The following is a 25,839-nucleotide window of genomic DNA, read 5'->3' on the forward strand; positions in this document are numbered from 1 at the left end:
GAGGGCTTATCCAAATAAATATAGAACGCAAATTCGATTCGGATTCAGTTTTCAGGCGATCAAGCCTGAGCAGAGTGTCGTTCCTTTTAAAGGTCTGATATTCTCTCGCAGCGATTTTGAGGAGCGGAAGCTTCGACAAATCATGTTTGGTGGCGATAGCGGAGGGGTTCCACACGTACCCATCCCGAACACGACCGTTAAGCCCTCCAGCGCCGATGGTACTTGGACCGAAGGGTCCTGGGAGAGTAGGACGTCGCCAAGCACTGAACAAAGTATGGCCCAATGGAGCCATGCTTTTTTTGTATGCATTTTTGTATACATTATTGTGAATTCCATCTCTGGAGAAGAGGGAGTTCATTATTTTTTAATTCTTTTTGTCATTAGGCAAACTCGTTTATAGTACATTTGGCTCCCCGCATCTTCAATTGGTTCTCACTTTAAAAGGTGGGAATAGAGGGCTCATTCGAAAGTCACCTCCCGGGAGGCACGCTGTAACCTAGGGCGGAGATCGATTGAGAGCACTTTATACATCAGAATGGGCAAAAGTAGGCTCGTTTTAAGGTTTCAGTGTATTTGGTGCAGCAGGAACCGCAGCCTTAGCCGGAAAGTGCCTTATGGCTATCCTTTGAATGTACAAAATACATCATGATGGAGGTTTGAGCCTCGTTTTAACCATTCTGATGTACGATATACATTAGAACAGCTCGAAGGCTGGTGACGAACGCTAATCCGTATCAAACAGCACAACCTTCTAATAAACGTACCCGTTGGTCCCTTTAACATCCCCTTCTAACATGGCCTTCGTAGTCTTTCTTCATATTCATAAACCAGATTCTCCTTCATTCTAATACAGTTTAAGCTTAAAGGCATCCTCTTTCCTGTGCTGCTGTGTGCCGTGTTCATCCCCCATTTTGTAAAAGGATTATCCGGGCATATGTTTTCTGAAATGTTCTATACGGCTGTGTTTCTCTTTTTTATCATCTTTTTTTCGAATGGATTTCTGCACCAGTATAACTTAAGGAAAAAAGCCTCTGAGGAGTTCATTCGTCTTTGTGAATTCAGGCAAGCGAAAACAGTCTATGGTCATGGGACAAGAAGCGGAGTGATTGCCGAACATATTCTTCTCAGGATCTCCTATAGCGGCAGATATAAAAATGAACTGATTATGTCCGCCATTCTTCACGATATCGGGAAATCATTAATTCCCTCCTTTATTCTGAAGAAACGGGGGGCCCTGTCGCTGACAGAAGAGAAAGAATACGAGTCGCACAGCGATAAAGGTGCAGAGGTTGTCCTGAATATTACGGGCAACAAAAAGATTGCCGACTGGATTAAATACCACCACGAGCGTTATGACGGAAAAGGATTTCCAGTAGGGCTAAAGGGTAAGGAAATTCCATTCGAATCCAGAATAATAAGCCTGTGCAATCAACTGGATCATCTGATGCTTAAATACAGCAGGGACGAGCATGTTCTAAATATGCTGCAGGAATACGCCGGCAAGATACTGGATCCGCGGTTGGTCAGTTATTTGGAGCCGGCCGATATCCGGTTGCTCCGCAGCCGTCTGGTCTACAATGAAGAGACGGAAGAGCAGCAACCGGAAGAGGAGGAGAGCTACAGCGAGAATGAGGCCTTTATAGGTAAAACCATTCTGGTGAAATACCCGGCTGCTGGGTATCTTAACGACATGCCGCCGCAGGATGTGGCGGAAGACATAACCAGGCTGGCCGACCGCGCGCTCTGTACGGAACATAGTTTTCACGAGGTGGTGAAGGGCGCAGGTACAACCTATGAGGCGCATTTCTACCCGGAGCAGGGGCTGGTCACCATTGTAATGACTGATATTACTCCTGCAATCCTTTATCGGGAGACGATGCACCGCAATATTTTGCGCTCCTACAAGGATGTTATTGAAACGTTGTCCAACAGCAAAGTGGATATTTGCTTAACCAAGGAAGAGCTTGAAGAGCGGCTGGGGAACTATATCGATTCCATGCAGGTCCAGACCAAAGCGGATGTATCCGTCAGCCGCGCCTTTGTAGCCGATTATTATGCGGACAGGGAGGATTCCAAGCGGCTGATGCATATCAAGCTTGCCGTCTCCGAAGGGGTTACCAATCTTATCAAGCATGCTGTTCTCGGCAAAGTTTCTTTATATGACAAGAATGGAACTCTTCAGGTGTATATATCGGACAAAGGCTCAGGTATTGCCCTGCATGAGCTGCCCAAGACCATTCTGGTCTCGGGTTACAGCAGCAAACGTTCCATGGGCAAAGGTTTTGCGCTAATCCATGCCACTGCCGATCATGTGTCACTGCATACGAATACCAAAGGGACTTCTTTATTAATCGAGTTTCACCCCGGCTTTAATGTTAGAAAAGAAGGGAAACCGTTGTAATCACAACCTGTATACTGCAAGCGAAAATAACAAGCAAATCAGGCCGTTCTCATGGGAGAGGGGGCACTGGTTTGCTTTTTTTATCTATAAAAACCAGCTGTGGCGGGCATAATGAAGCCATCCTGATGCAAAGGAGCGGTTTGGAAGAGAATGAATCGGGACCGAATGGCTTTGTATTTACGGAAAGCAGGCATAATTCTGGCAGCAGTTCTCGGGAGTTTGGCCTTATTCCTCTGGCATAACTATAAGAGCATGGACATTAAGCCGCTCTTGAAGCAATATAACTTCTGGGGCTCCAGGGTTTGCTTTGGGAAAGGATACGGAACCCACCTGATTGTGGTTCAGCTGGAGTCGTTTCAAAATTTCCTGATTCATACTTCCATCCAAGGTCAGCCGCTGACCCCGGTTATCAATAAGCTATCAGCGGAGAGTTTGTATTTCCCGCACATCTTTCAGCAAATTGGCCGCGGCAATACCTCCGATGCCGAATTCATCAGCAATACCTCCATCTATCCGGTGGGGGCGGTTGCGATGTCTAAGAAATATGGGGACCGGGAGTTTCCCAGTCTGGCGAGATTGATGCGTCAGAGGGGATATGTTGCGAATACGTTCCATGTGAATGATGTGAGCTTTTGGGACCGGAATCAAATGTATCCGGCGCTCGGCTTCGATACTTTTTATGACCGGCGGTATTTTCCACATATGAAGTTCAGCCGGTTTGGTGCCTCGGATGAGGATCTATACCGGGTAGGCATCAACAAGCTGAAGACTTTGGATAAACGTCAGAAGAATTTTTATGCCCAGTTTGTGACCGCCTCCAGCCATTCTCCTTTCACAATACCAAAGAACAGCAAGCGCTTGAAGCTGAACGAAACGTTAAAAGGCGGACCGTTAAGAGAGTATCTTACCGCTGTAAATTATGCCGATTATGCGCTGGGTACCTTTATTGATAAACTTAAAGAAACAGGATTGTGGGATAAAAGCGTCCTGGTCGTCTATGGGGACCATTTTGGCTTAAACAAAAAGAAATTTGATGCCAAAAAGCTTAGTGAGGCTTTGGGCATTCCATATCACAAGCAAATCAGTACCTTTAATGTGCCGCTGATGATCCATCTGCCGGGGCAACTCCACGGCAAAATCATTAAACAGACCGGGGGACAAGTCGACATTCTGCCTACGGTTGCCAATATTATGGGCATTGACCTGAAGGCTGAAGCCTTTACGGCTTTTGGGCAAGACTTATTGAATGTGGATCATAATGTCGTTGGGATGCGTTATTATTTGCCGACAGGATCCTTTTTTAATAATGAAGTGCTTTTCATTCCCGGGGAAAAAGGGTTCGCTGACGGGACGGCAACTTCGATCAGAACCCTGCAGCGGGTTGAAGACATTGCCCCCTACAAATCGGATTATGACGATATCATTCAAAGGATGAAGAGCTCTGATCGATATGTGAAGCAGCTGCCTATTCGCCGTAAAGAAATTGAAGGGCCGGATATAGATGAATAGGGAGCTGTGCGGTAAAAATCAGGAGAAACCGCAGATGGCCCAAAACGCAAAGCAGCGATTCTCCGGGTAACGGGAGAATCGCTGTTTTGCTGTCTTTTGGCGTGAAAATGCCTGCTTTGGGGTCTGTCTCTTGAGGTTACGCCTCTACTGGATCCGGTCTCTTCACTTGAAGCGGAGGAGGGATAAGCCAGCCCTTTTTCTTGTTCATCTGCAGAATTTTAACGCCTAATCCTGTTTTGGTGAGATGGTATTTGGCAAATAAGGCACCGATATCTTCTCTGATCGACTGCCCCATGGCCTGGCTGCAGGCGACCAATCCGGCTGCATTATCCGCAGCGATTTTGGCGGCAATCTCCGGATCGGTAAAACGGGCGCCCACAGGAATATCCTCAAGCTTCGCTTCGGGTCTGTTAGGCATTATAGGTGCTGAAGCAATGCCGTTATCTGCCAAAAGCTTATCGCATTCACTGACCTCCAGCTCGGCTTGATCAATTAAGGTATTCAACACTTTTTTCAGATCATGATCACCGGCATGAATCAAATAGGCCCGGTAACAGGAGATTGCGCCCTTCGCTACTGTGGAGGCCGACCACACATTGAAGATTTCTCCATAATGCATCGGTTCTTCTTTGGGATTGCCACCTAAGATACCTGTCATATACATGCTCCTTTGGTTTGTGGATTTTAACAAGTGTAGTATCCCTAGATACACAAATATTATACCGCCGGCATGTTTTGGTTCCTGCAGGTGCAAACTTGGAAGAACCATCTGAAGCAGCAAGGAGTGCAGGGATATGAGTGATAAATGGGTGATGGATTCTATTCGTAAGCTTGCCAGACCGCTTAGAAAAGAAGAAACGTTAGCGGGCCTGTTGAATGAGGCCGGAAACGCTAAATATGTACTGCTGGGTGAGGCCTCACATGGAACCTCGGAATATTACAGTGTCCGCACGGAGCTCTCCAAACGTCTGATTGCCGAACAAGGATTCCGGTTCATCGCCGTAGAAGGGGATTGGCCCTCCTGCTACACCTTGAACCGTTATATTAAAGGTTATACCGGTCCTGGTGCCGCGTTGTCCGATTTCAACCGCTGGCCTTCATGGATGTGGGCCAACCAGGAAATCCGGGATTTGGCGGAGTGGCTGCGCGACTTCAACAAGGATAAACCGGATGCAGACAAGGCCGGTTTTTACGGGATGGACGTCTACAGCCTTTGGGAATCTATGGATGAGATACTAAAGTATCTCGCCGCCAGGGGCAGCGTGGATCTGGAGGCGGCAGAAAGGGCTTTTGAGTGTTTTGAGCCCTATACCAGAGATGAGCAATCGTATGGGGTTTCAGCTTCTCTATATGGAGAGGGCTGCGAGGAAGAGGTTATTGCGCTGTTAAGTAAACTTCAGGGCCAATGGAAAAGCGCAAATCAGGATGACCAGGAGGAGGCGTTAAGCGCCGAGTTAAACGCTATGGCGGTAAAAGGGGCCGAAGCGTATTACCGGACCATGATACGCCATGACTCGGAATCCTGGAACATCCGGGACCGCCATATGGTGTCGGCACTGGAGAAGCTGATGGAATTCTACGGAGAAAAAACGCGCGCTTTGGTCTGGGCTCATAATACCCATATCGGAGATGCCCGGGCAACGGATATGGCGCAGGACGAAATGATTAACGTTGGGCAGCTGCTGCGGGAAAAGCACGGCAGCGACGTCTACGCGATTGGCTTCGGTTCGTATCAGGGCACAGTGACAGCAGGAAGATCATGGGGAGCTGTCCCGGAGACCATGAATGTCCCGCCAGCGATCACCAATAGCTGGGAGGAGCTTCTGCACAGGGACGGTGCCGAGGACAAGCTGCTTATGTTTCATAACGAGGAGAGGACGGTACTCGATGAGGTGATGGTTGGCCACCGGGCCATTGGCGTCGTGTACCATCCCGAGCGGGAGAGAGGCAATTACGTGCCCACCGTGATTTCAAAACGTTACGACGCTTTTATTTATCTGGACCAAACAAAAGCGTTGGTGCCGCTGAGGGTGGAGGCGGGCCAGGTGTAGTTTACAGGATAAAATGCAAAGCTCCTTCTCATACTAGGGGAAGACGATGGAGGTGAATATCATGCCCAAAAACAGTGCCGATCCCAAAATGGACCGTGCAGATAACCGTGCGGACAAAAAAAACAATCAACAAAATAAAGCCCATTTTACTGAAGAACCACAGACTTTAACTAACAGTAAATTAGCCGATTATGTCCCGAGTCTTAATGGAGTTACCAAAAATGAAACAACCTGAGTAGCAAAAGGCTGCTCTTAGTCGCTTCTGACGAAAAGCAGCCTTTTTTGTTAAACTGAATCCTACTCTTGCGTTTGCTCTTTGACCAGAATCTTGAAGCAAAACGGCTCAAGATGAACCTGTAAGTGATCTTCCGCAGCGTCAACCGGCTCTCCGTTCAGAGCGTCCCGCCAACGTCCCTCCAAAGCAAGAGAGAGGGAAGCGGGCTGCTCGGAAGGGTTCATCCAAATCGTGAAATGGGAATGCTCATCCCGGCGTTCGTAGACAAAAGGGCGCTCCTGTTCTTCTGCCTTTAAGAACCGGAAACGGCCGGTACGCAAGGCCGGGAATTCCTTGCGTAAATGGATTAGAAGCTTGTAGCATTCGAAAAGGTCCCGGTTCTGTTCCTCCTCTTCCCATATCATGCACTTGCGGCAATCCGGGTCGGCTTCTCCTTCCAGCCCGATTTCGTCTCCGTAAAAGATACAAGGCGTACCGGTAAAGGTGAACAAAAAGGCGATCGCAAGCTTGAGCTTTTGAGAGTCCCCTTCCAATAAAGTGAGAATACGCGGGGTATCGTGGCTGGCCAGCAGGTTGAACAGCACCTCATTGGCCTGCTGTGGATAACGCATCAACAGATGGCTGATATGGGCGGCGAAAGTTCGGGCGTCGAGCTCACTGTTGCGGATATATTCAATCAAACGGTCGGAAAGCGGATAATTCATGACGGAATCGAACTGGTCGCCTTGCAGCCAGCGCAAGGAATCATTCCACACTTCCCCGATAATGTATGCCTCAGGATTGATGTCTTTGACGAGCTTGCGGAAGTCCCTCCAGAAGGCATGGTCGATTTCATTGGCAACATCCAGGCGCCAGCCGTCGATCCCCACCTCTTGTAACCAGTACCCGGCTATATCCAGCAGAAATTCCCTGGTTTCGGGATTCGAGGTATTCAGCTTAGGCATTTGGGCAAAAAACCCGAAAGCGTCATAGTTCGGATTTCCTTCTCTGACTTCTACAGGATAACTGTGAATGTGAAACCAGCCGGCAAATTTGGATAACTCCCCATGTTCGATCACATCCCGGAATTGGGGGGACTTGGCACTGATATGGTTAAATACCGCGTCCAGTACAACCCTTATTTGTCTGGAATGCGCCGCTTTAACGAATGTTTTCAGCAGCTCAAGGTCACCGAAATGAGGGTCTACCTTTTTATAATCCGTCGTGTCATATTTATGATTGCTTGGCGCCTCAAAAATGGGGGTCAGATAAATTGCGGTAATCCCAAGGTCGGCCAAATAATCCAGATGATCGATAATCCCCTGGATATCCCCTCCAAAGAAGCTTTCAGTTGCAGGTTTCTCTCCCCAGATCGAAATTTCTTTTGGATCATTGTCCGGATCGCCATTGGCAAAACGTTCGGGCATAATTTGATAGAATATGGCTGACTTTGCCCACTCCGGTGCTCTAAACAAGTCAATCTCATGAATATAGGGACGATCATAATATCCGCCCGGCGGTCCCGGCTGTTGCCTGAATATCCCCGTCTCAATCATCCAGACCGTCTCATCTCCGGAATGAAAGCGGAAACCGTAAGAAAAACGCCTGTGTTCAGGCTTCACCGATACTTCCCAGTAATCAAAAAATTGGTCTGTGGCCACTTTCAGCATCTTCTGCTCGTGATGGTAAGTGTCCCAATCGTATTTATCGCCGGTCACGGCAATAACTTCATTAACATTGTCCGCTTTTGTCCTGACGCGCAGGTGGAAGGTATCCTTGTCGTAGAGATAGGCCCAGTTGCTGTGAGGAACGTGGTGCAGACATTCAAGCTGTATATTCGTTTCGTTTGCATGCATAAGTGTCCCTCCCGAAGATGTCTGTCAACCCTCATTGTAGCCTTTAATGAATCATTCAATTCGGATAGTCCGTCTTTGCCAATATGTAATGCTTGCAGAAGAAGGAATTGATCAATGAGGGGTCATTCTTTTATCTTTTTGATCGGCCACAAAAGAACCTCAAGACGTTTAGTGAAGGTAAGAAGTGAAGGTTCACCTTCAGGAGTGAGACCCAGCGCTTTCATTGAAGTGTTGTGTTCTATATGAAGCTCTGCTTCCTGTAAAGGCCAAGGCAGATGATGAATCTCGCCAATATACAGCCGGCCTGCCCGGTCTGAAGCGTACAGGCAATACCGTTCCGTCAGCCAGTGGAGAAGGGTGCCTGGCATCGCATGAAAGCACAAGGGCTGGACTGCCCGATAGATGCCTTGAAACACTGCCTCATCACCATTGGGGTTTATCCTCTTGCTGCTATAGCGAATGTCCCCGCCCGCACAATGATAAGACATGGTGGCATGCCTATAAGGCAGGTGGGCGAGCAGGCGTGCTGCAGCAACAGCTAACAGACTGGAGGCATCCAGATTAAGCAAAAAGATCCCGGGTTTGCCGTCCCGCACCACATAAGTGCGAATGTTAAGCTCTAAGAACCGGTGAACGCCTGGGGGAGGGGGCAATCCCCGCAGCTTCAACAGGTCCATTACAAAAGGAGACATACTGATCCAGGGTGTTCCTTCCCATTGTTCCAGCTCCAGACCCGGTGGAAGATACGGCAACAGCTCTACTTCATTCACGGGCCAATGTGCAAACAATAAGTCTTTCCAGACTTGCTTCATTACCCAAGGTCCTTGGGGCAAAGGAAAGGGACGATGGTTTGTGTGTACCAGAATATCGCTGTTCTTCAATGTGAATCCCTCCTGTAAAGATAGATTACCCAAAGTCCTGGATATATTTCGGTTCCGGCCGGAGGAATTGGGTTTGGCTTTAAACCGTGAGCAGACCCGCAAGGATGGTAAACTTTGAGAAAAGTGGCCCTCCTGCGGGTCTTTTATGTTTTAATATAAAGTGTCGATCTTATATAGGAGTGGAACAAGTATGAAGCGTATTACAATTCTGATCGCTGACGATGAGGCGGAGATTGCCGACCTGGTGGCTTTACATTTGCAAAAAGAGGGCTATCATATTATCACAGTCTCCGATGGACAAGCAGCGGTCCAGGCTGTTCAATCGCTGTCCATAGATTTGGCTATTTTGGATATTATGATGCCTGGGCTGGACGGGTATGAGGTCACCCGTCAGATTCGGGAGAAACATCATCTGCCGATCATTTTTCTGAGTGCCAAAACCACGGATCTTGATAAAATCACGGGCCTTGTGATGGGAGCGGACGACTATATGACTAAACCGTTCAACCCCATGGAGCTGGTGGCCCGTGTGAATTCACAGCTGCGCCGCTCGATGTTGTTCAATCAGCCGGCTGCAATGAACCGGTCCGTTCTGGATGCCGGGGGATTGACGATTTCACCTGAGCAGCATACGGTTACTCTTTACGGCAAAGCTGTCGAGCTCACGCCGAAGGAGTTTGATATCCTGTATCTATTGGCCAGTCATCCCAAGCAGGTCTTTAGCGCCGAGAATATTTTTCAGCAGGTATGGGGCGAAGCCTATTATGAAAGCGGGAATACAGTCATGGTGCATATCCGTACTTTAAGGAAGAAGCTGGGGGAAGACGTCAACAAGAATAAATTCATCAAAACGGTGTGGGGCGTGGGGTATAAGTTCAATGAATAAGAGAATCCGCAGCTTTAGGGCTAAAATGATTATGCTGCTGGGGCTCAGCATGCTTTTGTCCGGCAGTATCACTTATGGGATCTACAGACTTCTTCAACTTTATTATTCGGGCGTTCGCCGGGAGGACAAGCTGGCCGAGTACCGTCAGATGATGAACAGCATCGGAGATATTTATTTTTTCCTGCTGCTGTTTATCCCGCTCGCCATCCTGTTTTTCTTTTGGTTCACTAAGCCGTATGCCATTTATTTTCAAGAAATATCCAAGGGGATTCACCATCTGGCCAATGGCGAGTTTAAGAATCGGGTGTCTATTTCAGCGAATGACGAATTTAGCACCATTGCGGAGGATCTCAACCTGGCGAGTGCCAAACTGCAGGAGGCAGTCGAAAAAGGGGATTTTGCGGAGAACAGCAAAGATCAGTTGGTCGTGAATTTGGCTCATGACTTACGCACGCCGCTTACTTCTGTGTTGGGTTACCTGGACCTGATCCTTAAAGATGAGTCTGTGGAGGGGCAGATCAGGCATTTCACCTCCATTGCTTTCGCCAAATCACAACGTCTGGAGAAGCTGATCGATGAATTGTTTGATATCACCAGAATGAATTATGGCATGCTGCCTCTAGAGAAAAGGACACTGGATCTCAGCGAGCTGCTGAGACAGCTGAATGAGGAGCTGTATCCTGTTTTTGAGAAAAATCACTTGGTCTCCAGATTGAATATGCTGCCTAACTTGTCGATTTCCGGTGATGGTGAGCTGCTGGCCCGGGTATTCGAGAACCTGCTGACCAATGCCGCCCGTTATGGCAAGGATGGTCTGTATGTTGATATCAATGGCGATCTGGATTCGGGGCAGGCAGTGATTCAGGTCATTAACTACGGAGGGCATATCGATCCGGAAGATTTACCGCATCTCTTCGATATGTATTATACAGGTGACCGTGCACGGTCACATCCGGAGGGTGGAACAGGGCTTGGGCTGTTCATTGCCAAAAATATTGTGGAGCAGCATGGCGGTACCATTTCAGTGGAAAGCAGTGTGATACAGACATCGTTTGAGGTCCGGCTGCCGCTGGAGCCGTAATTTAAGAAAAACTTTATCTTTGTCCCATTTTTTTTTAACTAATTTTCCTTATCCTGATGATATGAGGGTTAAGGAGGATACAGTTGATGAAAAAGTGGGTTTTTTTTATATTAATCATGCTGGTGCTAGGGTATGTTGCATATGGGACGAACATGTACCTGGAGCAGAAAAGGGATAATAGCCTTGGGGGATATGAGCCTCAGGAAATGAACCGACAAGGGTACAAAACGATCAAAATTGTTCCACAGGATCAAGTGCACCAAGGGGATTTGTTGCTGGTCAACAAGGAATATCCCGTCCATCAGGAAGGGGTGAAATCCGATATTGTGAATTTATCCGAACATCCGGAGCTGCTCCAGGGTTATGGATTGCTGGATCAGCACATCTCTTTGTCGCAGCATGTAGCGCAGGAATTTCTGAAGATGCTCGAAGCTGCCAACCAAGAGGGAGTGAATCATTTCCTGATCAGCAGCGGTTATAGGGATTTTGAGAAGCAGGATCAATTATACCGGGATATGGGCCCGGATTATGCTTTACCGGCAGGCTACAGCGAACATAACCTGGGCTTGTCCCTTGATATAGGCTCTACCGAGACCGAGATGAGCAAAGCGGATGAAGGCAAGTGGCTGCACAAAAACGCCTGGAAATACGGCTTCATCCTGCGGTATCCCAAAGATAAATCCGAGCTTACAGGTATTCAATATGAACCCTGGCATTTCCGTTATGTCGGATTGCCCCACAGTGCCATCATGCAGGACAAACAGCTGGTACTGGAGGAATATTTGGATCTTTTAAAAGAACAAAAGAGGTTGACGACGGTGGTGGAGGGCCGGAAATATGAGGTCAGTTATTATCCGGTTTCCGAGAATGTCCTCAAAGTGCCGGATGAGGGTCAATATGAGTTGTCGGGCAATAATATAGATGGGGTTATTCTTACTGTGAAAGAATAATTGCTCAATCCTAATCAGCGGTTGACTTGGTCCCGGCAACCACTTGTCACCGCGACCGGCTGTGCAAGGAAGCGGACTCAGAGGATCTTATTTGAGGTAACGAAGGGTGTTGTCCTTTTATGCGGACACAGGTGCTCTTATTGTATGATCTCTAGCCCAAAAAGAGGGTCAATGGATCATTTAGCGGCACCTGAGTCCGTTTGACCAGAAAAATGAGCTGATTTGGCGAAAAAACGTTTCTCCGGTCCGTTAAGTATAAGAAAAAAAGCGTGTCTCCCTTGAGGAGCACGCTTCTTTATTGGCGATACGATGATTGCTGTGGTACTACTTATTGCTGCTTGGCATACCATTCTGAGAATTGTTTCTGATATTCAGCGATATATTTATCAATCCCCGCTGCTTTAAGTCTGTCCAGCGCTTTGGGGAAGGCGGTGTCATAATCGCTGAAGCCGCTGCCGATGGGTGCGAGGTATTCAGTGAATACGCCGTTCAGTTTCGTTTCTTCATTCTTGACGGGTGTATTGTCAAAGTTGAAGCCGGCACCCTTGGAAATGATTGCTCCATCGTCCCAAGCTTTGTATTCAGCGATGAATTCGTCCGGAACGGTGTTGTCGAAACGGATGAAGTTTTTGTTCATGAGCAGCCAGTCGGGGATCAGCGAATCGGTGTTTATTCTGGTCAGACGCCCGTTCTCGTCCAGCGTATAATCGGTTCCCTTTATCCCGTAGGCGAACAAGTCGTACAGCTCCTGGTTTTTTTGCAGCAGGTTGAAGAACATCACATAACGTTCAGGGTCTTTGGCTGCGGTAGAGACGAAGAAGGCGGTGCTGTACGTGCCACGGCTGATTTTTGGGCGGCCGCTGCCGAGGAAATAATTGACCAGCTTGGCCTCAGGCACTGCTTGTGAGATCGTTGCCGCCCCTTCAAAAGGACGTGCCGCTGTGCCGGCCCAGAACATCGCTTTGCCGGAGTTCCAGTCAGACTGCAGCTGCGGAACATTGGTGGCGGCATATTTCGGAATGATTCCTTTTTCATACCAGCCGCGCATCAGGTTCGCGTAACTCTTGAACTCTTCGGTTTCAAACCAGCTAATGATTTTATCATCTTTCACAGACTCGTCCAGGGCAATAAAATCATTTTGCCAATACAGGTTTTTGTCCGTGTAATCATATTGCAGTATCCGGCGAGCATCGGTGTTGGCGTACCCGATCAGTTCGGGATGAATGGCATGCACCTTATCATAGAACTGCTCCAGTTCCTTCAGCGAGGTGACCTGCGTCATGCCAGCTTCCTCTAGCAAATCCTGTCTAACTAGCGCGCTGTAGAACTCCGCAGAATTCGGCTTGTTGCCGACTGGAATTGCATACTGCTTACCTTCTAGCTGAAAGGCCTTGAAGGAGGCTTCGTCTACATTTTTACTCAAATCAGCTGCTGTACTGGCATATGGGGTAAGGTCGGCATAAAGCCCTTTAGCTACAGATTTCACCATGTAATTGGCATCAGTATAGGTTGCGAAGTCCTCTCCCGTAGACAACATCAGGTCGGTTTTACCGCCGCCATATTCTGTCCAAGGAAGAAACTGAAATTCAACCTCAGCGTTGATTTCTTTCTTGATTACGTCGTAGAATTCCGTCTTCGCCAGTTCCTTCATCCGGTTTGACTCATCCCCGTACAGCACAATTTTCAGTTTGGCGGGAGCCAATGTGCTGCCGTCATTACTGCCGTTATCCGTAACGGAAGATGTACCTTCATTTCCGCTTCCAGAACTAGAGGCAGCGCTTTCATTGTTGCCCTGAGAACAGCCACTTACCAAGAACACCGCTGCTAGGAGCAAACTTAACCAACCTTTTTTCTTATTCATGATGAACCCTCCTGAAATAGAATCATAATGTTTGAGGTATCTATTGCAAAGGTCGTGCTCCCTTAAGTCTTATTGTACATCAAGAAGTAGGGGAGCATAAACCCGGTGCAACCGAACAAAACAGGGCATCCTTGCCGGGAATTAGCCTTTGACCGAACCCACGATAATGCCTTTGACAAAAAAGCGCTGGAGAAAAGGATATAATATGGCGATTGGCAAAACGGTCAGGCAGGTCATCGCCATTTTGGCTGTCTCCAGTGGTGGTGCGATGATAGCTCCACCGACCTGAGCAGCATTGCCGGAGGCCAGGAACTGAATGTTCGCCATCATGTTGTACATTAAATATTGGATTGTATAGAGATTCTGATCGGTTACCAGCATTAGCGGCAGATAGAAATCATTCCAGAACTGCAGCGCGTAAAAAAGCGAGATTGTGACCAGTCCGACCCGGCCCAGCGGAATCATAATGCTGAAGAAGATCCGCAGATGTCCGGCACCGTCGATTTGCGCAGATTCCACGATTTCATGTGGGATGCTGCGGAAATAGTTGGCCATAAGAAACATCAGAAAAACACTTAGCACATAAGGGAGGAATAGGCCGAGAAGCGTATCGTCCAAATGATAATATTTGGTGCAGAGTATATACCATGGCAGTGTTCCTCCGCTGAACAACATCGTAAAATAGGCGAAGAAAGCGAAGAAATTTTTGAGCCGGAAGCTTTTAACGGATATGACATAGGCGTAAGCGGTGGTCACCAGTACGGCCGACACGGTACCCAGCATCGTAACGATCACCGACATAGAATACGCCCGCAGAATCTGCTGCGCCTTGGAGCCAAACAGGAATTCATATGTTTCAAAGGTGAAGCCTCTAGGCCAGAACGAATAGCCTTCCGCAGCGATTCTGGCTTCGGTTGATAATGAGCCGGATACGGCCAGAATAAACGGCACCAGACAGATGGCTGAAAATACGGTTATACAGAAATAAAAGAAAATGAGCAGGCCTTTGTTTTCGGTAGTTTGCATCTTATCAGTCTCCTAGAATAGTTTGCTGTCTTTGTCATACCAGCCAGCCAGTTTGTTGGCTACCAGTACCAGAATGAAGCCAAAGACGGATTGATAGAGCGTGATGGCTGAAGCAAAGCCGAATTCTCCGGAACGGATGGCTGTGCGGTATACATACACATCGATAATGTCGGTAGTAGGCAGAAGCAGCGGATTCAGGAAGGTTACTCCCATAATCATGCTGAGATCGCCTTTCAGCATGCCTCCAATGCCCAGCAGCGTCATTAGAATGATCGACGGAATAAGCATTGGCACCGTAATCTTGGTAATAATCTGCCATCTGGAGGCACCATCGATTTTTGCGGCTTCATAATAGGAAGTGTCGATGCCTTGCAGCACCGCATAATAGATGATGGCGCCGTAGCCAGCGCTTTTCCAGATATTGGCCAGCACCAGAATAATTACGAACAGCCAAGGGCTGGAATACCAGTCGACCTGGGAGAAGCCCAATGTTTGGAGCAACTGATTCATAATTCCTTTGTCGTAATCCAGCAGGGAGAACAGAATGGCTCCGATAATAATCCAAGAAATAAAATACGGGAAAAACATGACGCTCTGCGTAATTTTGATAAACCATTTGCTGCGCAGCTCATTCAGGGTAATGGCGATGGCCACTGAACAAAACGTGCCGGTCAGCATATATAGCACATTTAGCATCACCGTGTTGCGTGTAGCCCTAAGAGAGTCTTCCATACTAGAGAAGAAAAACTCGAAATTGGAGAAACCGGCCCACGGGCTGCCGAAGATTCCGTCGTTGAAGTTGTAATTCTTAAAGACAAGAATCAGACCACTCATCGGCAGATAAGCAAAAAGAATTAAAATGACGATTCCCGGAAGAGCGAGCAGGTAAAGTGTGCTGTCCTTCCTTAGGGATTTACGGAAGCTTTTGGCTCTGGCCGTCCTGATTCCCGGAATTAGCCGCCCCTGTGTCTCCGGTGTAGCCTCTTGCATCATTAACAGTCCACTCCTTTATACTAGCGTTGTCATTTCTGTCCCTTGTTGCAGGAGAACGCTTTACCTGGCAATCATAAATCGGCCTAGAATGTAAACGCTATCATAACAAACGAAAAAAAGTTAAAAAAGCGAAAAAGGGTGGATTAAAAAAACGAAAAAGATATCACTTTTTTGTTCTTTAGGCGTGTGAAAGCCTTATTTAAGGGGGAATTCCACAGTATACGCGAGGTGAAGGTGTTTCATCAAAAGTCAAAAAGGGATGTCCCCGGCTATGAAAATGCTGCCGGGACATCCCCTTCGTTCTTTGCTTATAGCGGGTCAATCAGGAAGATTCCTGCTTCTGTAGAATATGATTCATTCTCCATTTGGAGGGTGTAACCCCAAATCGCTTCTTAAACTGGGTTGTAAAATAGGTGCTGCTATTGTAGCCCACTTTCTCTGCAATTTCCCGGATATCTAAGTCAAGTTCAGTGACTAATAACATCTGAGCCTGCTCTAGGCGCAGCAGGTTGACGAAATCGGGAAAGCTGCCGTTTACTTCGTCGGCAATAAGCCTGCTGAGATAGGCGGGACTTAGCGACAGCTTGTCGGCAAGCGCATTAAGGGACAGTCTAGAGTCGTCATAATGATCTCTGATGTAACAAATGGCTTCTACTGCAATGCTCTTGGTCTGTACAGCGCTCATGCTGGCAATTCGTTTGAGGGCGGTATAACAGCTGTCCACAATCCAATGCAGCAGCTTGTCATAGCTTTGGATCTGCCAGATACGCTGGTAATTATCGAGAAAGCCGGATTGCTGAACATCTGCATTAAGCTCGGCCGTGCGGCTGAGCTCAAAGGCCAGTCTCGACAATGCGATGGTGGCAGACTCGACGCGGTAACTGCAGGCTACTGCCAGCAATCTTTCCACCGCCTGCGGAATATGGCTCGAGAGCTCCGTCTGCCTAACGGCTTGCAGCACCGGTTCAAGGGCGCTGTCAGGCATCGGGCTGCTGTTGAGATGGATGGTATCATCAGCAAAGATGATGTTCTGCTGTACATGGAATTTAATATACTGCAGACTGTCCGCAGCCTCATTATATTTAGCCCTCAGCAGGTTTAAATCATCCGAAAGTCCGCTGATTCCTAAGGCACAGCAGACACCTGAATGCTGGAGCTGAGCTGCAATTTCTTCCCATTTGCCGCGGAACAAGGCGTAATCGTCGAAGCTGCCGTTTCTCAGCTCACTTAGAATAAGCACGGCAGTTCCCTGATGCGGACGGAAGGACTGAACGGCCGCAAGTTCGAAGAAGGCAAGTTCAACTTGCTTAATGCCCTCCCCGAAGGTCTGCCCGGACCCTTCAGATTGTTCGGACTCCAGCAAAGTTAATACGCATACGCAATACGCTCCTCCAGAAGCGGCTATGCTCATCAGTGGCGTACTGCTGTTCTCTGGTGTTCCCTGTGGGGAAAGCAGCCATCGCATCAAGGCGCTGTCATCGCTTTCTTTCTTGAGCTGCTCCAGCTTAACGCCAATCTGCTCAAGTTCCTGGCTCACGGTATCGAAATCACCGCCTGACTTCAGCGCTCCTTCATTGCCGGATAGATGAACGATATTACCGAACAGTCTGCCAATCGGCTTATACATCCGCCGCGAGATTAAATTAGCGGTTATGGAAGCAGCAATAATCAATACTAAGCACAGACCGGTCATCAGCGTGCGGGCATTGGAGATATCGCGGATGCTGTCCTTGTAGGAAGTCTCCGACACAAACCATAGCTTGTCCGCTGCAGAATATATATAGGTAATCAGTTGTGGCTCTCCGCTCCCCCTATAGACAAAGGAGCCTCTTTCCGAGGAGGAAGCTACCACCTGCTTCAGCATGCCCTCTTCCAGCGGGGTGTCGGATAGTGCACTGTGCATGAGCACGGATGCGCTCCCGTCTAGCACCGCGTAACGGGTTACTTCTCCTTCTTTTTGCGTGAACAGATTGTTCTGCAGTTTGCCCAGATTGACGGTCAGTGCTACCGCCCCGTAATATTCGCTGTCCGCAAACGCCCGGTCATTATAAAACACGGTGAGCAGGGTAATTGGGGTACCGTTATTTAGGGTTGCCTCCCACAGAAAGGGAGACTCAACAATAACATTATTCCGCATCCGCGAGAACAGCTCCAGCTTAGACTCCGGGCTTAGCGGCAGGTTCTCAAACATCGCAACAGGTTCATCTACCCCCATGATGTAGGCGTTCTCCATATACTGGTTGACAACCAACGCTCCGCGGATTTGGCTTAAGGCACTGTACAGCTGGTCGCTCCAGCTCGTGTCTCCGTTCATCATGAGTGCGTTGATGTTCGGGTTCCTATAGAAGTCCATAGCGTAATTCTGGACGATCTCTTTATAGTTTATAAAAACGGTTTCAGTATTCACCAGCACATTCTGATTCGCCTTGTTGACATTATCTATCGTAATATTCCGGTACCAATAAAAGATCACAACGGCCAGCACAAGAATACAGCAGACTGAAATCGCGGTCAAGCTCATAAAAAAGCGGGTGTATAATTTCTTTCTTTTTCCCAAGCTGCTCACCCCTTAAGGTAAATCCTATTACCCCCATTCTAGAGGGAAAAGCCATTCGCTGACAAGGAGTGAAATATCGGAAATATAGCATGAAAGTATAAAAACGAAGAAATAGAACATAGAAAATACAAGAAAGTTAAACTTATACAAACTATAATTGGTGGTGCTTACATTTGAATTGTTTTGAGGAGGATTACTGTAATGAGAACATTCCGCAATCCGGTACTGCCGGGGTTTTATCCTGACCCTTCCGCTATCCGCGTAGGTGAAGATTATTATCTTGTGACTTCAAGCTTTGAGTTTTTTCCAGGCGTTCCTATCTTCCACAGCAAGGATCTGGTCAACTGGCGCCAGCTCGGCCATGTACTGGATCGTCCGTCCCAGCTCAATCTGGATCACACGATTCCCTCCATGGGCATTTGGGCACCGACACTCCGCTATCACGCGGGAGTCTTCTATATGATTACCACTTATGTTGATAATGACAAAAACCAGCATAATTTCTATGTTACAGCAACCGATCCGGCCGGAGACTGGTCTGACCCCATATGGCTGGAGGATGCCCCCGGTATTGACTCCTCTTTGTTCTTCGATGATCACGGTAAGGTGTATTATACTGGCAACCGGGTTCCGCCGGAAGGGCAGGATTATCCAAAGCATATGGATATCTGGCTGCAGGAGATCGATCTTAGCCAAGGCAAACTGATTGGCCCGAAGCATAGCATATGGCAAGGCGCCCTTAAGGTGGCTCATGCCCAGGAGGGACCACATCTTTATAAAATCGGCGCCTGGTATTACGTACTGATTGCCGAAGGCGGCACCGGGCATACTCATGCGATTACGATTGCCAGAAGCAAGAGCGTGACGGGTCCTTATGAAGGGCATAAAGCCAATCCAATATTGACGCATCGCCATCTCGGCAGAGCTTATCCTATTGTCAATGTTGGACATGGGGAGCTTGTGGAGACCCAGCACGGTGACTGGTGGATGTTCTGCCTGGCTTCGCGGACCTGCGGCGGCTATTACCGCAATCTGGGACGCGAAACCTTCCTGACACCGGTAATATGGGAGAATGAATGGCCGGTGGTCAACCCCGGCAAAGGCGTGCTTGAACTTAAGACGGCGGCTCCGGATTTGCCGGAGACAAAGTGGCCGGAGCTGCCCGCACGCGATGAGTTTATGGACAGTGAGCTTGCGCTGATCTGGAATTTCCTGCGGACACCGCGGGGGGAATTCTGGAGTCTCACCGAGAAGCCTGGAGTGCTGCGGCTTCATTTGAAGGCAGAGCGGCTCTCCGAGATTGCCAATCCATCCTATATCGGCAGGCGCCAGCAGCATTTGAGCTTCAGGGCGGCGACTGACATGACGTTTAGTCCCGCTGCCGAAGGGGAAGTTGCCGGACTGGTCCTCCTCCAGAATGCGGATCATCACTTCCGGTATGAATTGGGGCTGGAGGCAGGCGAACGTGTGTTGCAGCTGATTCAACGAATGGGTGGCAGCGAACAGCTGCTGGCGTCCGTGCCATATCCACAGGATCAGGTGCAGCTTAAGGTGGAAGCCAGAGGACAAGAGTACAGCTTCTATTACAGAGCCTCTGAAGCCGCCAAGTGGACAGCCTTCAGCGAACGGGCTGATGGCAGAGTGCTCAGCACCGATCTGGCTGGAGGTTTTACAGGAGCTTATATTGGGATATACACAAGCTCTCAAGGCGCCAAGAGCGAAAATTATGCCGATTTTGACTGGTTCAGCTATGAAGGACTTGAATAACAGGGGAGGTAAAATTCAATGTGCAGCAATCCGGAAACAACAGCTTATCCGGTTCCAGAGCTTCCCCGGATTCCCGAAAGGACTTTTGTAATCACGGACTATGGGGCAGAAGAAGGAGGACTTACCCTGTGCACCTCCGCTATTCAGGCTGCGCTGGACGCTTGCGCTGCCATGGGAGGCGGAAAGGTTGTCATTCCAACGGGTATCTGGCGCACGGGACCGCTTACTTTGCACAGCAGGATTAATCTGAGTGTAGACAAAGGTGCATTGGTGCAGTTTGACCCTGACCACACCTTATATCCGCTGCTCTCTTCCCATTACGAGGGGAATGCGGGTTGGCGCTGTCAGGCTCCGCTCGACGGTGAAGGTCTAAGCGATGTGGCAATCACCGGAGAGGGGATATTCGACGGCAGTGGCGAAGGCTGGCGTCCGGTGAAGCGGTTCAAAATGACGGAGAAGCAATGGAACCATCTGATCGAATCTGGAGGTGTGCTTGATCCACAGGGAGAAGTATGGTGGCCTTCCCGGGAAGCCATGGAAGGAGAGGGCTACTGTCGAAAGTTGTGGGACAACGGAGAAACCAGCATGGAGGCTTTTCTGCCCGCTCGTGCGTATCTGCGTCCAACGCTGCTTAGCCTACGAAACTGCCGGCGGGTGCTGCTGGACGGGCCAACCTTCCAAAATTCACCGGCTTGGTGTCTTCATCCCATGGGTTGCGAGCAGATTACCGTGCAGAATGTTCAGGTCCGCAATCCCTGGTATTCGCAGAACGGGGATGGCCTCGATTTGGAATCCTGCACTCATGCTCTAGTTGAGAACAGCAGCTTTGATGTGGGGGATGACGCCATCTGCCTCAAGTCAGGCAAGGATGAGGAAGGCCGTAAGCGGGGGATGCCCTGCCAGTATATTACCATCCGGAATTGCAAGGTATATCACGGACATGGAGGTGTTGTGATCGGCAGCGAGATGTCCGGAGGTGTGCATGCAGTTCGAGTTAGCGATTGTCTGTTCATTGGCACGGACATTGGCCTGCGGTTCAAGAGCACCCGGGGAAGAGGCGGTGTGGTGGAGGATATTGTAATGGAGAATATCAACATGACCGGAATCATCCACGAGGCCGTATCCTTCCATATGTTCTATGCAGGGGTTGAAGGATCGGAGGGGTATGACGAGCAGGTATTTTCGGTTACAGAGGAAACGCCGCAGTTCCGGAAGATTACACTCAAGAACATTGTGTGCCATGGAGCGGCAACCGCGCTGCTCGTGAACGGGCTGCCGGAGATGCTGCTTGCTGATCTAACCATCGAGAAATTTCACGCAGTGAGTGAACGGGGAATTGTACTGCGGCATGCCACGGGACTTACGCTGGACCGCATCCGGTTACAGACCGCAGAAATACCGGAGATAACGGCGCATAGATGCAGCCAGCTCACTCTCACCCATTCCGGAGATTTGACGATCACTGAGAAATAATTAAATTTCTATGGATGATGGACATCCGTCTTCAATTTCGGCGAAGGGTGCGACCTTACTTCTTTCCGATATTGAAGCGGGGTCAGGCCGGTTGATTTTTTGAATGTTTTATTGAAATGGGAGAGATGTTCAAATCCGACAGCGGAGGCGATTTCCTGAATTTTGCCTGTAGACCCGGCAAGCAGGCGTTCGGCTTCCCTTACGCGGACATGAACGATGTATTCCCGGAAGTGAAAACCCGTCAGCCGGTGAAATACCCGGCTCAAGTATGAAGGACTGATGTAAAAATTACCCGCTGTCTCTTCCAGAGTGAGGGCTTCACGGTAATGGTCGCGGATATAGGTGGCGACATCGGTTACCAGATGATGAAGCGGATGTTTGGTCCCGCCGGCCTGAGAGATGTTCTCTGAACGCTGGAGGAGAATCATCAGCTCGGTGAATAAAGTGATTATGCTGGTTTCGTAATAGGACCGCTGCAGCCGGCATTCTTCCAGTATGCGGTTCATCAGGATTTCCGCTTCGTCCTGCTCGCGCAGGGTCAGCTTGAACAAGCGGTACCCGCGATCATGAAACCAGATGGCTTCATTCTGCAGGGAAGGGGGCAGAAGAGCGGGATCATAATGGATCAGAATCCGTTCAAATTCGGCGACCTCAGAGCTTGCTGTGGAATGAAGCTCCCGGCCGGGAATAAGAATAAGCTCACCCTTATGAACCGTAATGACTCGGTCGTCCACAAAGTATACGCGCTCCCCTTGCATCAGATAGTACAGCTCGGTTAAGTCATGGCTGTGGGGACGCGGCATTGCGGTGATGCCTTTACGTTTCATATGTTGGATGCTGTAGCGGCCTTCTTCAATCTGATATTTGTGATTGGGACTGGTCAGGCTGGTCATAATTCTCCTCTTCTCTTACGAAGCGTTACGGTTATTATAGAATAAATACAGGTTGATAGGAAAGGAGCCGCAGATGTTAATTACAGTCTCTAAGAGTGTCGATGAAGGATTCAGCAGTCTGCAGGCAGCGCTGGATTCAATTCCGCAGGAATACAAGGAAGTAGTAACGATTCGCATCAAGCCCGGCATTTACGAGGAAAAGATTACGGTGAAACAGGGAACGCCTCCGGTTCTGCTGCTGGGGGAGGACACGAATTCCACCATCATCACCTGGTCGGACAACGCCCACACTCTGGGTCCGGACGGAGAACCGCTTGGCACGTTCAAATCCGGCACCCTGAACGTATTTGCTGAGCATTTCACGGCTGAGAATCTGACCATCCGGAATGCATCCGGCCCCGGCACCGGTCAGGCGGTGGCAGCTTTTGTAGATGCTGGTCATGCCGTATTCCGGCGTGTACGCCTGCTGGGCGATCAGGATACTTTGTATACGGGGCAAGGAAAACAATATTATAACGAATGCTACATTGAAGGCGATGTGGACTATATTTTTGGTGCTGCTACGGCTTTGTTTGAACGTTGCCGGCTGCATAACAAGCGTTCCAGAGGATATATTACAGCCGCATCTACACCCGAAGGCGCACCGTTTGGTTATGTGTTCCTCGATTGTGAAATTACCAGCGGTGAAGGTGTAAGCGAAGTGTATCTTGGACGCCCTTGGCGGCCTTATGCACATGTGGCCTTTATCCGTACTGTCATGGACCGTTCGATTATCGGGGAAGGCTGGCATAATTGGGGGCAGCCGGACAGGGAGAAGACTAGCCGCTATGAAGAATATGGCAGCAGTGGCCCGGGAGCCAATCCTGAAGCCAGGGCTGTCTGGTCGCGGCAGCTGATTCCACAGGAAGCTGCGTTGTATAGGGTGCTGTCCGTGCTTGATGGCTGGCATCCCGAAGGCTATTAAGGGAAGGAGCACTTCGGATGGAGCCTCTGGAACAATACATGGACAAACTGGCCGGTTCAATACAGCGCAATTCGGCTTTCAGCAAGGACATCCCATTTCAGCAGTGGCGCGATGGGCTTGCCACAGCATTTAAGGAGCGGCTGGGCGGCTTTCCAGAAATAGCTGAGGAGCTGCAGCCGGTTCTTCTGGAACGTACAGTCTGCTCCGGGTATACCCGCGAACGTATAGAGATCACTACCTATGAAGGACTTCGCATGCCGCTGTATCTTCTGATTCCGGATCAGCCGCTATATACCCCTGCCCCTGCCGTTCTTGCCATTCATGGACATGGCTATGGAAGCCGGGAGATCGTCGGCTTGGATCCGGGCGGAGCGGATCGGCTGGGAGATCCCGGGCTGCATAAGGACTTCGCCGTTTCACTGGTAGAACAGGGCTTTGTAGTGGCTGCCCCGGAATTGCTCGGCTTTGGAGACAGACGTTTGGAAGAAGACCTAACCAGCGGTGAGCCGGGGCGTAATTCCTGCTTCCGCCTGTCTTCGGCACTGTTGATGGCTGGGAAGACGATGGCCGGTTACCGTATCTACGAAACCATGAGAGCACTGGATTATTTGCAGACAAGGCAAGAGGTTAAGGGCGAACGCATTGGGATTATGGGTATTTCCGGCGGCGGACTGGTGGCTGGCTTCACAGCTGCACTTGACGAACGGATCGCTTGCGCCGTCGTAAGCGGGTATGCCAATACCTTCGCGGATAGTATTCTGACACGTAATCATTGTCTCGACAATTATATTCCGGGGATATTGCTGGAAGCGGAGATGCCTGATCTTCTAGGTCTCATTGCCCCGCGCGGCCTGTTCCTCGAATCGGGAGATGCCGATCATCTGTTTGGCCCGCGGGGAGCAAGATTTGCTTTGGCCCGGTTGGAGACTATTTACGGGGCAGCGTATCATCCCGGACAGGTTAAGGCGGACTTCTTCACCGGAGGTCATGAGATTCATGGTGAACCGGCCTTTGCCTGGCTGCGTAAGCAGCTTGCCTGACCATAAGATTAGACTTCATGACTAACAAAGGAGGAATAAAGATGTCTATAACTGAAGCAACCACCGTTCGCTGGTCCAGTAAAATCGCGGATACGATTCTTGGAAGGTGCAATAAGCAGGGAGAGGATAAATATGTGCTGGAACGATGGGCTTACGTTCCGGGCATGCTGCTGATGGCAATGGCCCGGGCGGGTGTCCAGCTCGACCAGCCTGAGTATGTCTCCTATATGGAGCGTCATATGGACACATTCATTGGAGAGGATGGTTCCATTCGTACCTACAGGCTGGAAGAATACAACCTGGACCAGATTAATGAGGGGAAAAATCTGTTCCTGCTGTACCAGAAAACGGGAGAAGAACGGTATGCTAAAGCAGCCGAGCTGCTGGCCGCACAGCTTATTGGACATCCCCGCACCTCCGAAGGGGGATTGTGGCATAAGAAGGTGTACCCTTTCCAAATGTGGCTGGATGGGCTGTACATGGCATCGCCATTCCTGGCGGAATACGGCAAGGTCTTTCAGCGTTCTGAGCTGATTGACGAAGCAGCACACCAGCTGCTGCTGGTCGAGCGGCGGACCCGCGATCCACGTACTGGCCTGCTCTACCATGGCTGGGATGAATCCAAAGAGCAGGAATGGGCTGACTCGTCTACCGGATTGTCCTCCCATTTCTGGAGCCGGGCGATGGGTTGGTATGCGATGGCTATGGTTGACTGCCTGGAGCATTTTCCGCTCACTCATCCGAAGCGGGGGACGATCATCGGTATTTTTCAGCGGATGTGCAGTGCGCTTCTGGAGGTTCAAGACAAGGAGACCGGCCTTTGGTACCAAGTGCTGGATCAAGCGGGGCGAAAGGGCAATTATCTGGAAGCTTCCGGCTCCTGCATGTTTGTTTATGCGATGGCCAAGGGGCTAAGATTGGGTTATCTGGAACCGTCTTTTAAAGAGGCGATGCTAAAAGGTTATGAGGGCATTCTGGAGCATTTGACTGAAGAGGATGAACATGGTGTACACTTGCACCAAATCTGTCATGGAGCGGGTTTGAGTAAAGACCGCAATGGTTCCTACGATTACTATATCTCTGAGGATGTGCTGTCGGATGTGCCTATGGGGGTCGCTCCATTATTATTAGCTTCACTTGAAGCGGAACGATACCAAGCTGCCAGATAACGATGATCTGAAGCAAAGGGAAGATCTGCTCTGCTCAGAAGACAGACCGCCGGCTCTCAGCCAGCGGTCTGTCTTTGTAAGAGGAAGGTATGCCATTATAGATGTGGGTACTAGGAGTACCTCAAATTGCTCTTTATACTGGTTGGGTCCTTTTTTATAAACCACTTTGTTCAGTACGGAATTCAACCATTTGATCTTATAATTGTTCAGCCAAATCGCTGCTGCGTGTTGGACAACCTACCGTACTGCGGCCAAAATGTGACGGTT

At 49.3% G+C, this 25,839-nt stretch carries 20 protein-coding genes and 1 rRNA gene; 13 read left to right on the forward strand and 8 right to left on the reverse strand.

From position 1 onward, the window contains the following. Positions 1–145: 145 nt before the first annotated feature. The 3 genes from rrf to IEY53_RS16510 all read left to right on the forward strand — a co-directional run bounded on the left by rrf (position 146) and on the right by IEY53_RS16510 (position 3,910). A 5S ribosomal RNA gene (rrf, locus tag IEY53_RS16500) occupies positions 146–262 on the forward strand. Positions 263–946: 684 nt separating this feature from the next. Beyond that, entirely contained in the window at positions 947–2,401 is a 1,455-nt protein-coding gene (locus tag IEY53_RS16505; protein WP_229696204.1) for an HD domain-containing phosphohydrolase, read from the forward strand. Between the two features lie 150 nt (positions 2,402–2,551). Beyond that, on the forward strand, positions 2,552–3,910 hold the full coding sequence (locus IEY53_RS16510) for an LTA synthase family protein (protein ID WP_189026818.1): 1,359 nt from the start codon (positions 2,552–2,554) through the stop codon (positions 3,908–3,910). A gap of 136 nt (positions 3,911–4,046) precedes the next feature. Here IEY53_RS16510 and IEY53_RS16515 read toward each other — a convergent pair whose 3' ends face one another. Beyond that, the gene (locus IEY53_RS16515; protein ID WP_189026820.1) at positions 4,047–4,568 is read right to left on the reverse strand and encodes a DUF3231 family protein; all 522 of its coding nucleotides are present in this window, start codon (positions 4,566–4,568) and stop codon (positions 4,047–4,049) included. Between the two features lie 136 nt (positions 4,569–4,704). Here IEY53_RS16515 and IEY53_RS16520 point away from each other — a divergent pair, with 136 nt between their 5' ends. Both IEY53_RS16520 and IEY53_RS16525 read left to right on the forward strand, forming a co-directional pair. Beyond that, the gene (locus IEY53_RS16520) at positions 4,705–5,961 is read left to right on the forward strand and encodes an erythromycin esterase family protein (RefSeq protein ID WP_189026822.1); all 1,257 of its coding nucleotides are present in this window, start codon (positions 4,705–4,707) and stop codon (positions 5,959–5,961) included. Positions 5,962–6,022: 61 nt separating this feature from the next. Then, a complete protein-coding gene (locus IEY53_RS16525) occupies positions 6,023–6,196 on the forward strand; it encodes a hypothetical protein (protein ID WP_157793966.1) in 174 nt (57 codons plus the stop codon). 62 nt (positions 6,197–6,258) lie between these two features. Here IEY53_RS16525 and IEY53_RS16530 read toward each other — a convergent pair whose 3' ends face one another. Both IEY53_RS16530 and IEY53_RS16535 read right to left on the reverse strand, forming a co-directional pair. Then, positions 6,259–8,031 (reverse strand): alpha-glycosidase, encoded by a 1,773-nt coding sequence (locus tag IEY53_RS16530; RefSeq protein WP_229696192.1) that lies wholly within the window; start codon positions 8,029–8,031, stop codon positions 6,259–6,261. Between the two features lie 122 nt (positions 8,032–8,153). Further along, positions 8,154–8,912: a YqjF family protein gene (locus IEY53_RS16535; protein WP_189026824.1), complete on the reverse strand. Its 759-nt coding sequence runs from the start codon at positions 8,910–8,912 to the stop codon at positions 8,154–8,156. 190 nt (positions 8,913–9,102) lie between these two features. On the opposite strand from IEY53_RS16535, the gene IEY53_RS16540 reads away from it, so the two are divergent. The 3 genes from IEY53_RS16540 (at position 9,103) to IEY53_RS16550 (ending at position 11,829) form a co-directional block, all read left to right on the forward strand. Then, on the forward strand, positions 9,103–9,798 hold the full coding sequence (locus IEY53_RS16540; protein WP_189026826.1) for a response regulator transcription factor: 696 nt from the start codon (positions 9,103–9,105) through the stop codon (positions 9,796–9,798). Next, positions 9,791–10,879: a HAMP domain-containing sensor histidine kinase gene (locus IEY53_RS16545; protein WP_189026828.1), complete on the forward strand. Its 1,089-nt coding sequence runs from the start codon at positions 9,791–9,793 to the stop codon at positions 10,877–10,879. Before IEY53_RS16540 ends, IEY53_RS16545 begins: the two co-directional genes overlap by 8 nt. An 86-nt stretch (positions 10,880–10,965) precedes the next feature. Next, positions 10,966–11,829 (forward strand): M15 family metallopeptidase, encoded by an 864-nt coding sequence (locus tag IEY53_RS16550; protein WP_189026830.1) that lies wholly within the window; start codon positions 10,966–10,968, stop codon positions 11,827–11,829. A 328-nt stretch (positions 11,830–12,157) separates the two neighbouring features. Here IEY53_RS16550 and IEY53_RS16555 read toward each other — a convergent pair whose 3' ends face one another. From IEY53_RS16555 to IEY53_RS16570, 4 genes are all read right to left on the reverse strand, one after another. Further along, on the reverse strand, positions 12,158–13,690 hold the full coding sequence (locus IEY53_RS16555) for a DUF3502 domain-containing protein (RefSeq protein ID WP_189026832.1): 1,533 nt from the start codon (positions 13,688–13,690) through the stop codon (positions 12,158–12,160). 141 nt (positions 13,691–13,831) lie between these two features. Next, positions 13,832–14,716 (reverse strand): carbohydrate ABC transporter permease, encoded by an 885-nt coding sequence (locus IEY53_RS16560; RefSeq protein WP_189026834.1) that lies wholly within the window; start codon positions 14,714–14,716, stop codon positions 13,832–13,834. Between the two features lie 12 nt (positions 14,717–14,728). Continuing rightward, entirely contained in the window at positions 14,729–15,709 is a 981-nt protein-coding gene (locus IEY53_RS16565; RefSeq protein ID WP_189026836.1) for an ABC transporter permease, read from the reverse strand. A 322-nt stretch (positions 15,710–16,031) separates the two neighbouring features. Next, a complete protein-coding gene (locus tag IEY53_RS16570) occupies positions 16,032–18,266 on the reverse strand; it encodes a helix-turn-helix transcriptional regulator (protein WP_189026838.1) in 2,235 nt (744 codons plus the stop codon). Positions 18,267–18,467: 201 nt separating this feature from the next. Between IEY53_RS16570 and IEY53_RS16575 the strand changes: the two genes are divergently transcribed. Together IEY53_RS16575 and IEY53_RS16580 are read left to right on the forward strand one after the other, a co-directional pair. Continuing rightward, positions 18,468–20,033 (forward strand): glycoside hydrolase family 43 protein, encoded by a 1,566-nt coding sequence (locus IEY53_RS16575; RefSeq protein WP_189026840.1) that lies wholly within the window; start codon positions 18,468–18,470, stop codon positions 20,031–20,033. A gap of 18 nt (positions 20,034–20,051) precedes the next feature. Then, positions 20,052–21,506, forward strand: coding sequence for a glycoside hydrolase family 28 protein (locus tag IEY53_RS16580; RefSeq protein WP_189026842.1), 1,455 nt, complete (start codon positions 20,052–20,054; stop codon positions 21,504–21,506). Positions 21,507–21,514: 8 nt separating this feature from the next. Here the strand turns inward: IEY53_RS16580 and IEY53_RS16585 are convergent, their stop codons facing one another. Continuing rightward, the gene (locus IEY53_RS16585) at positions 21,515–22,399 is read right to left on the reverse strand and encodes a helix-turn-helix transcriptional regulator (protein ID WP_189026844.1); all 885 of its coding nucleotides are present in this window, start codon (positions 22,397–22,399) and stop codon (positions 21,515–21,517) included. 73 nt (positions 22,400–22,472) lie between these two features. Here IEY53_RS16585 and IEY53_RS16590 point away from each other — a divergent pair, with 73 nt between their 5' ends. The 3 genes from IEY53_RS16590 to IEY53_RS16600 are packed head-to-tail and all read left to right on the forward strand — an operon-like array spanning position 22,473 to position 25,572. Further along, positions 22,473–23,363: a pectinesterase family protein gene (locus IEY53_RS16590; protein WP_189026846.1), complete on the forward strand. Its 891-nt coding sequence runs from the start codon at positions 22,473–22,475 to the stop codon at positions 23,361–23,363. Between the two features lie 17 nt (positions 23,364–23,380). Then, entirely contained in the window at positions 23,381–24,403 is a 1,023-nt protein-coding gene (locus IEY53_RS16595; protein WP_189026847.1) for an alpha/beta hydrolase family protein, read from the forward strand. Between the two features lie 41 nt (positions 24,404–24,444). Next, positions 24,445–25,572, forward strand: a complete 1,128-nt coding sequence (locus IEY53_RS16600) for a glycoside hydrolase family 88/105 protein (RefSeq protein ID WP_189026849.1) — start codon at positions 24,445–24,447, stop codon at positions 25,570–25,572. The last annotated feature ends 267 nt before the right edge of the window (positions 25,573–25,839 follow it).

Origin of the sequence: Paenibacillus albidus, from assembly GCF_014644435.1 — a bacterium.
GTDB lineage: Bacteria > Bacillota > Bacilli > Paenibacillales > Paenibacillaceae > Paenibacillus_AQ > Paenibacillus_AQ albidus.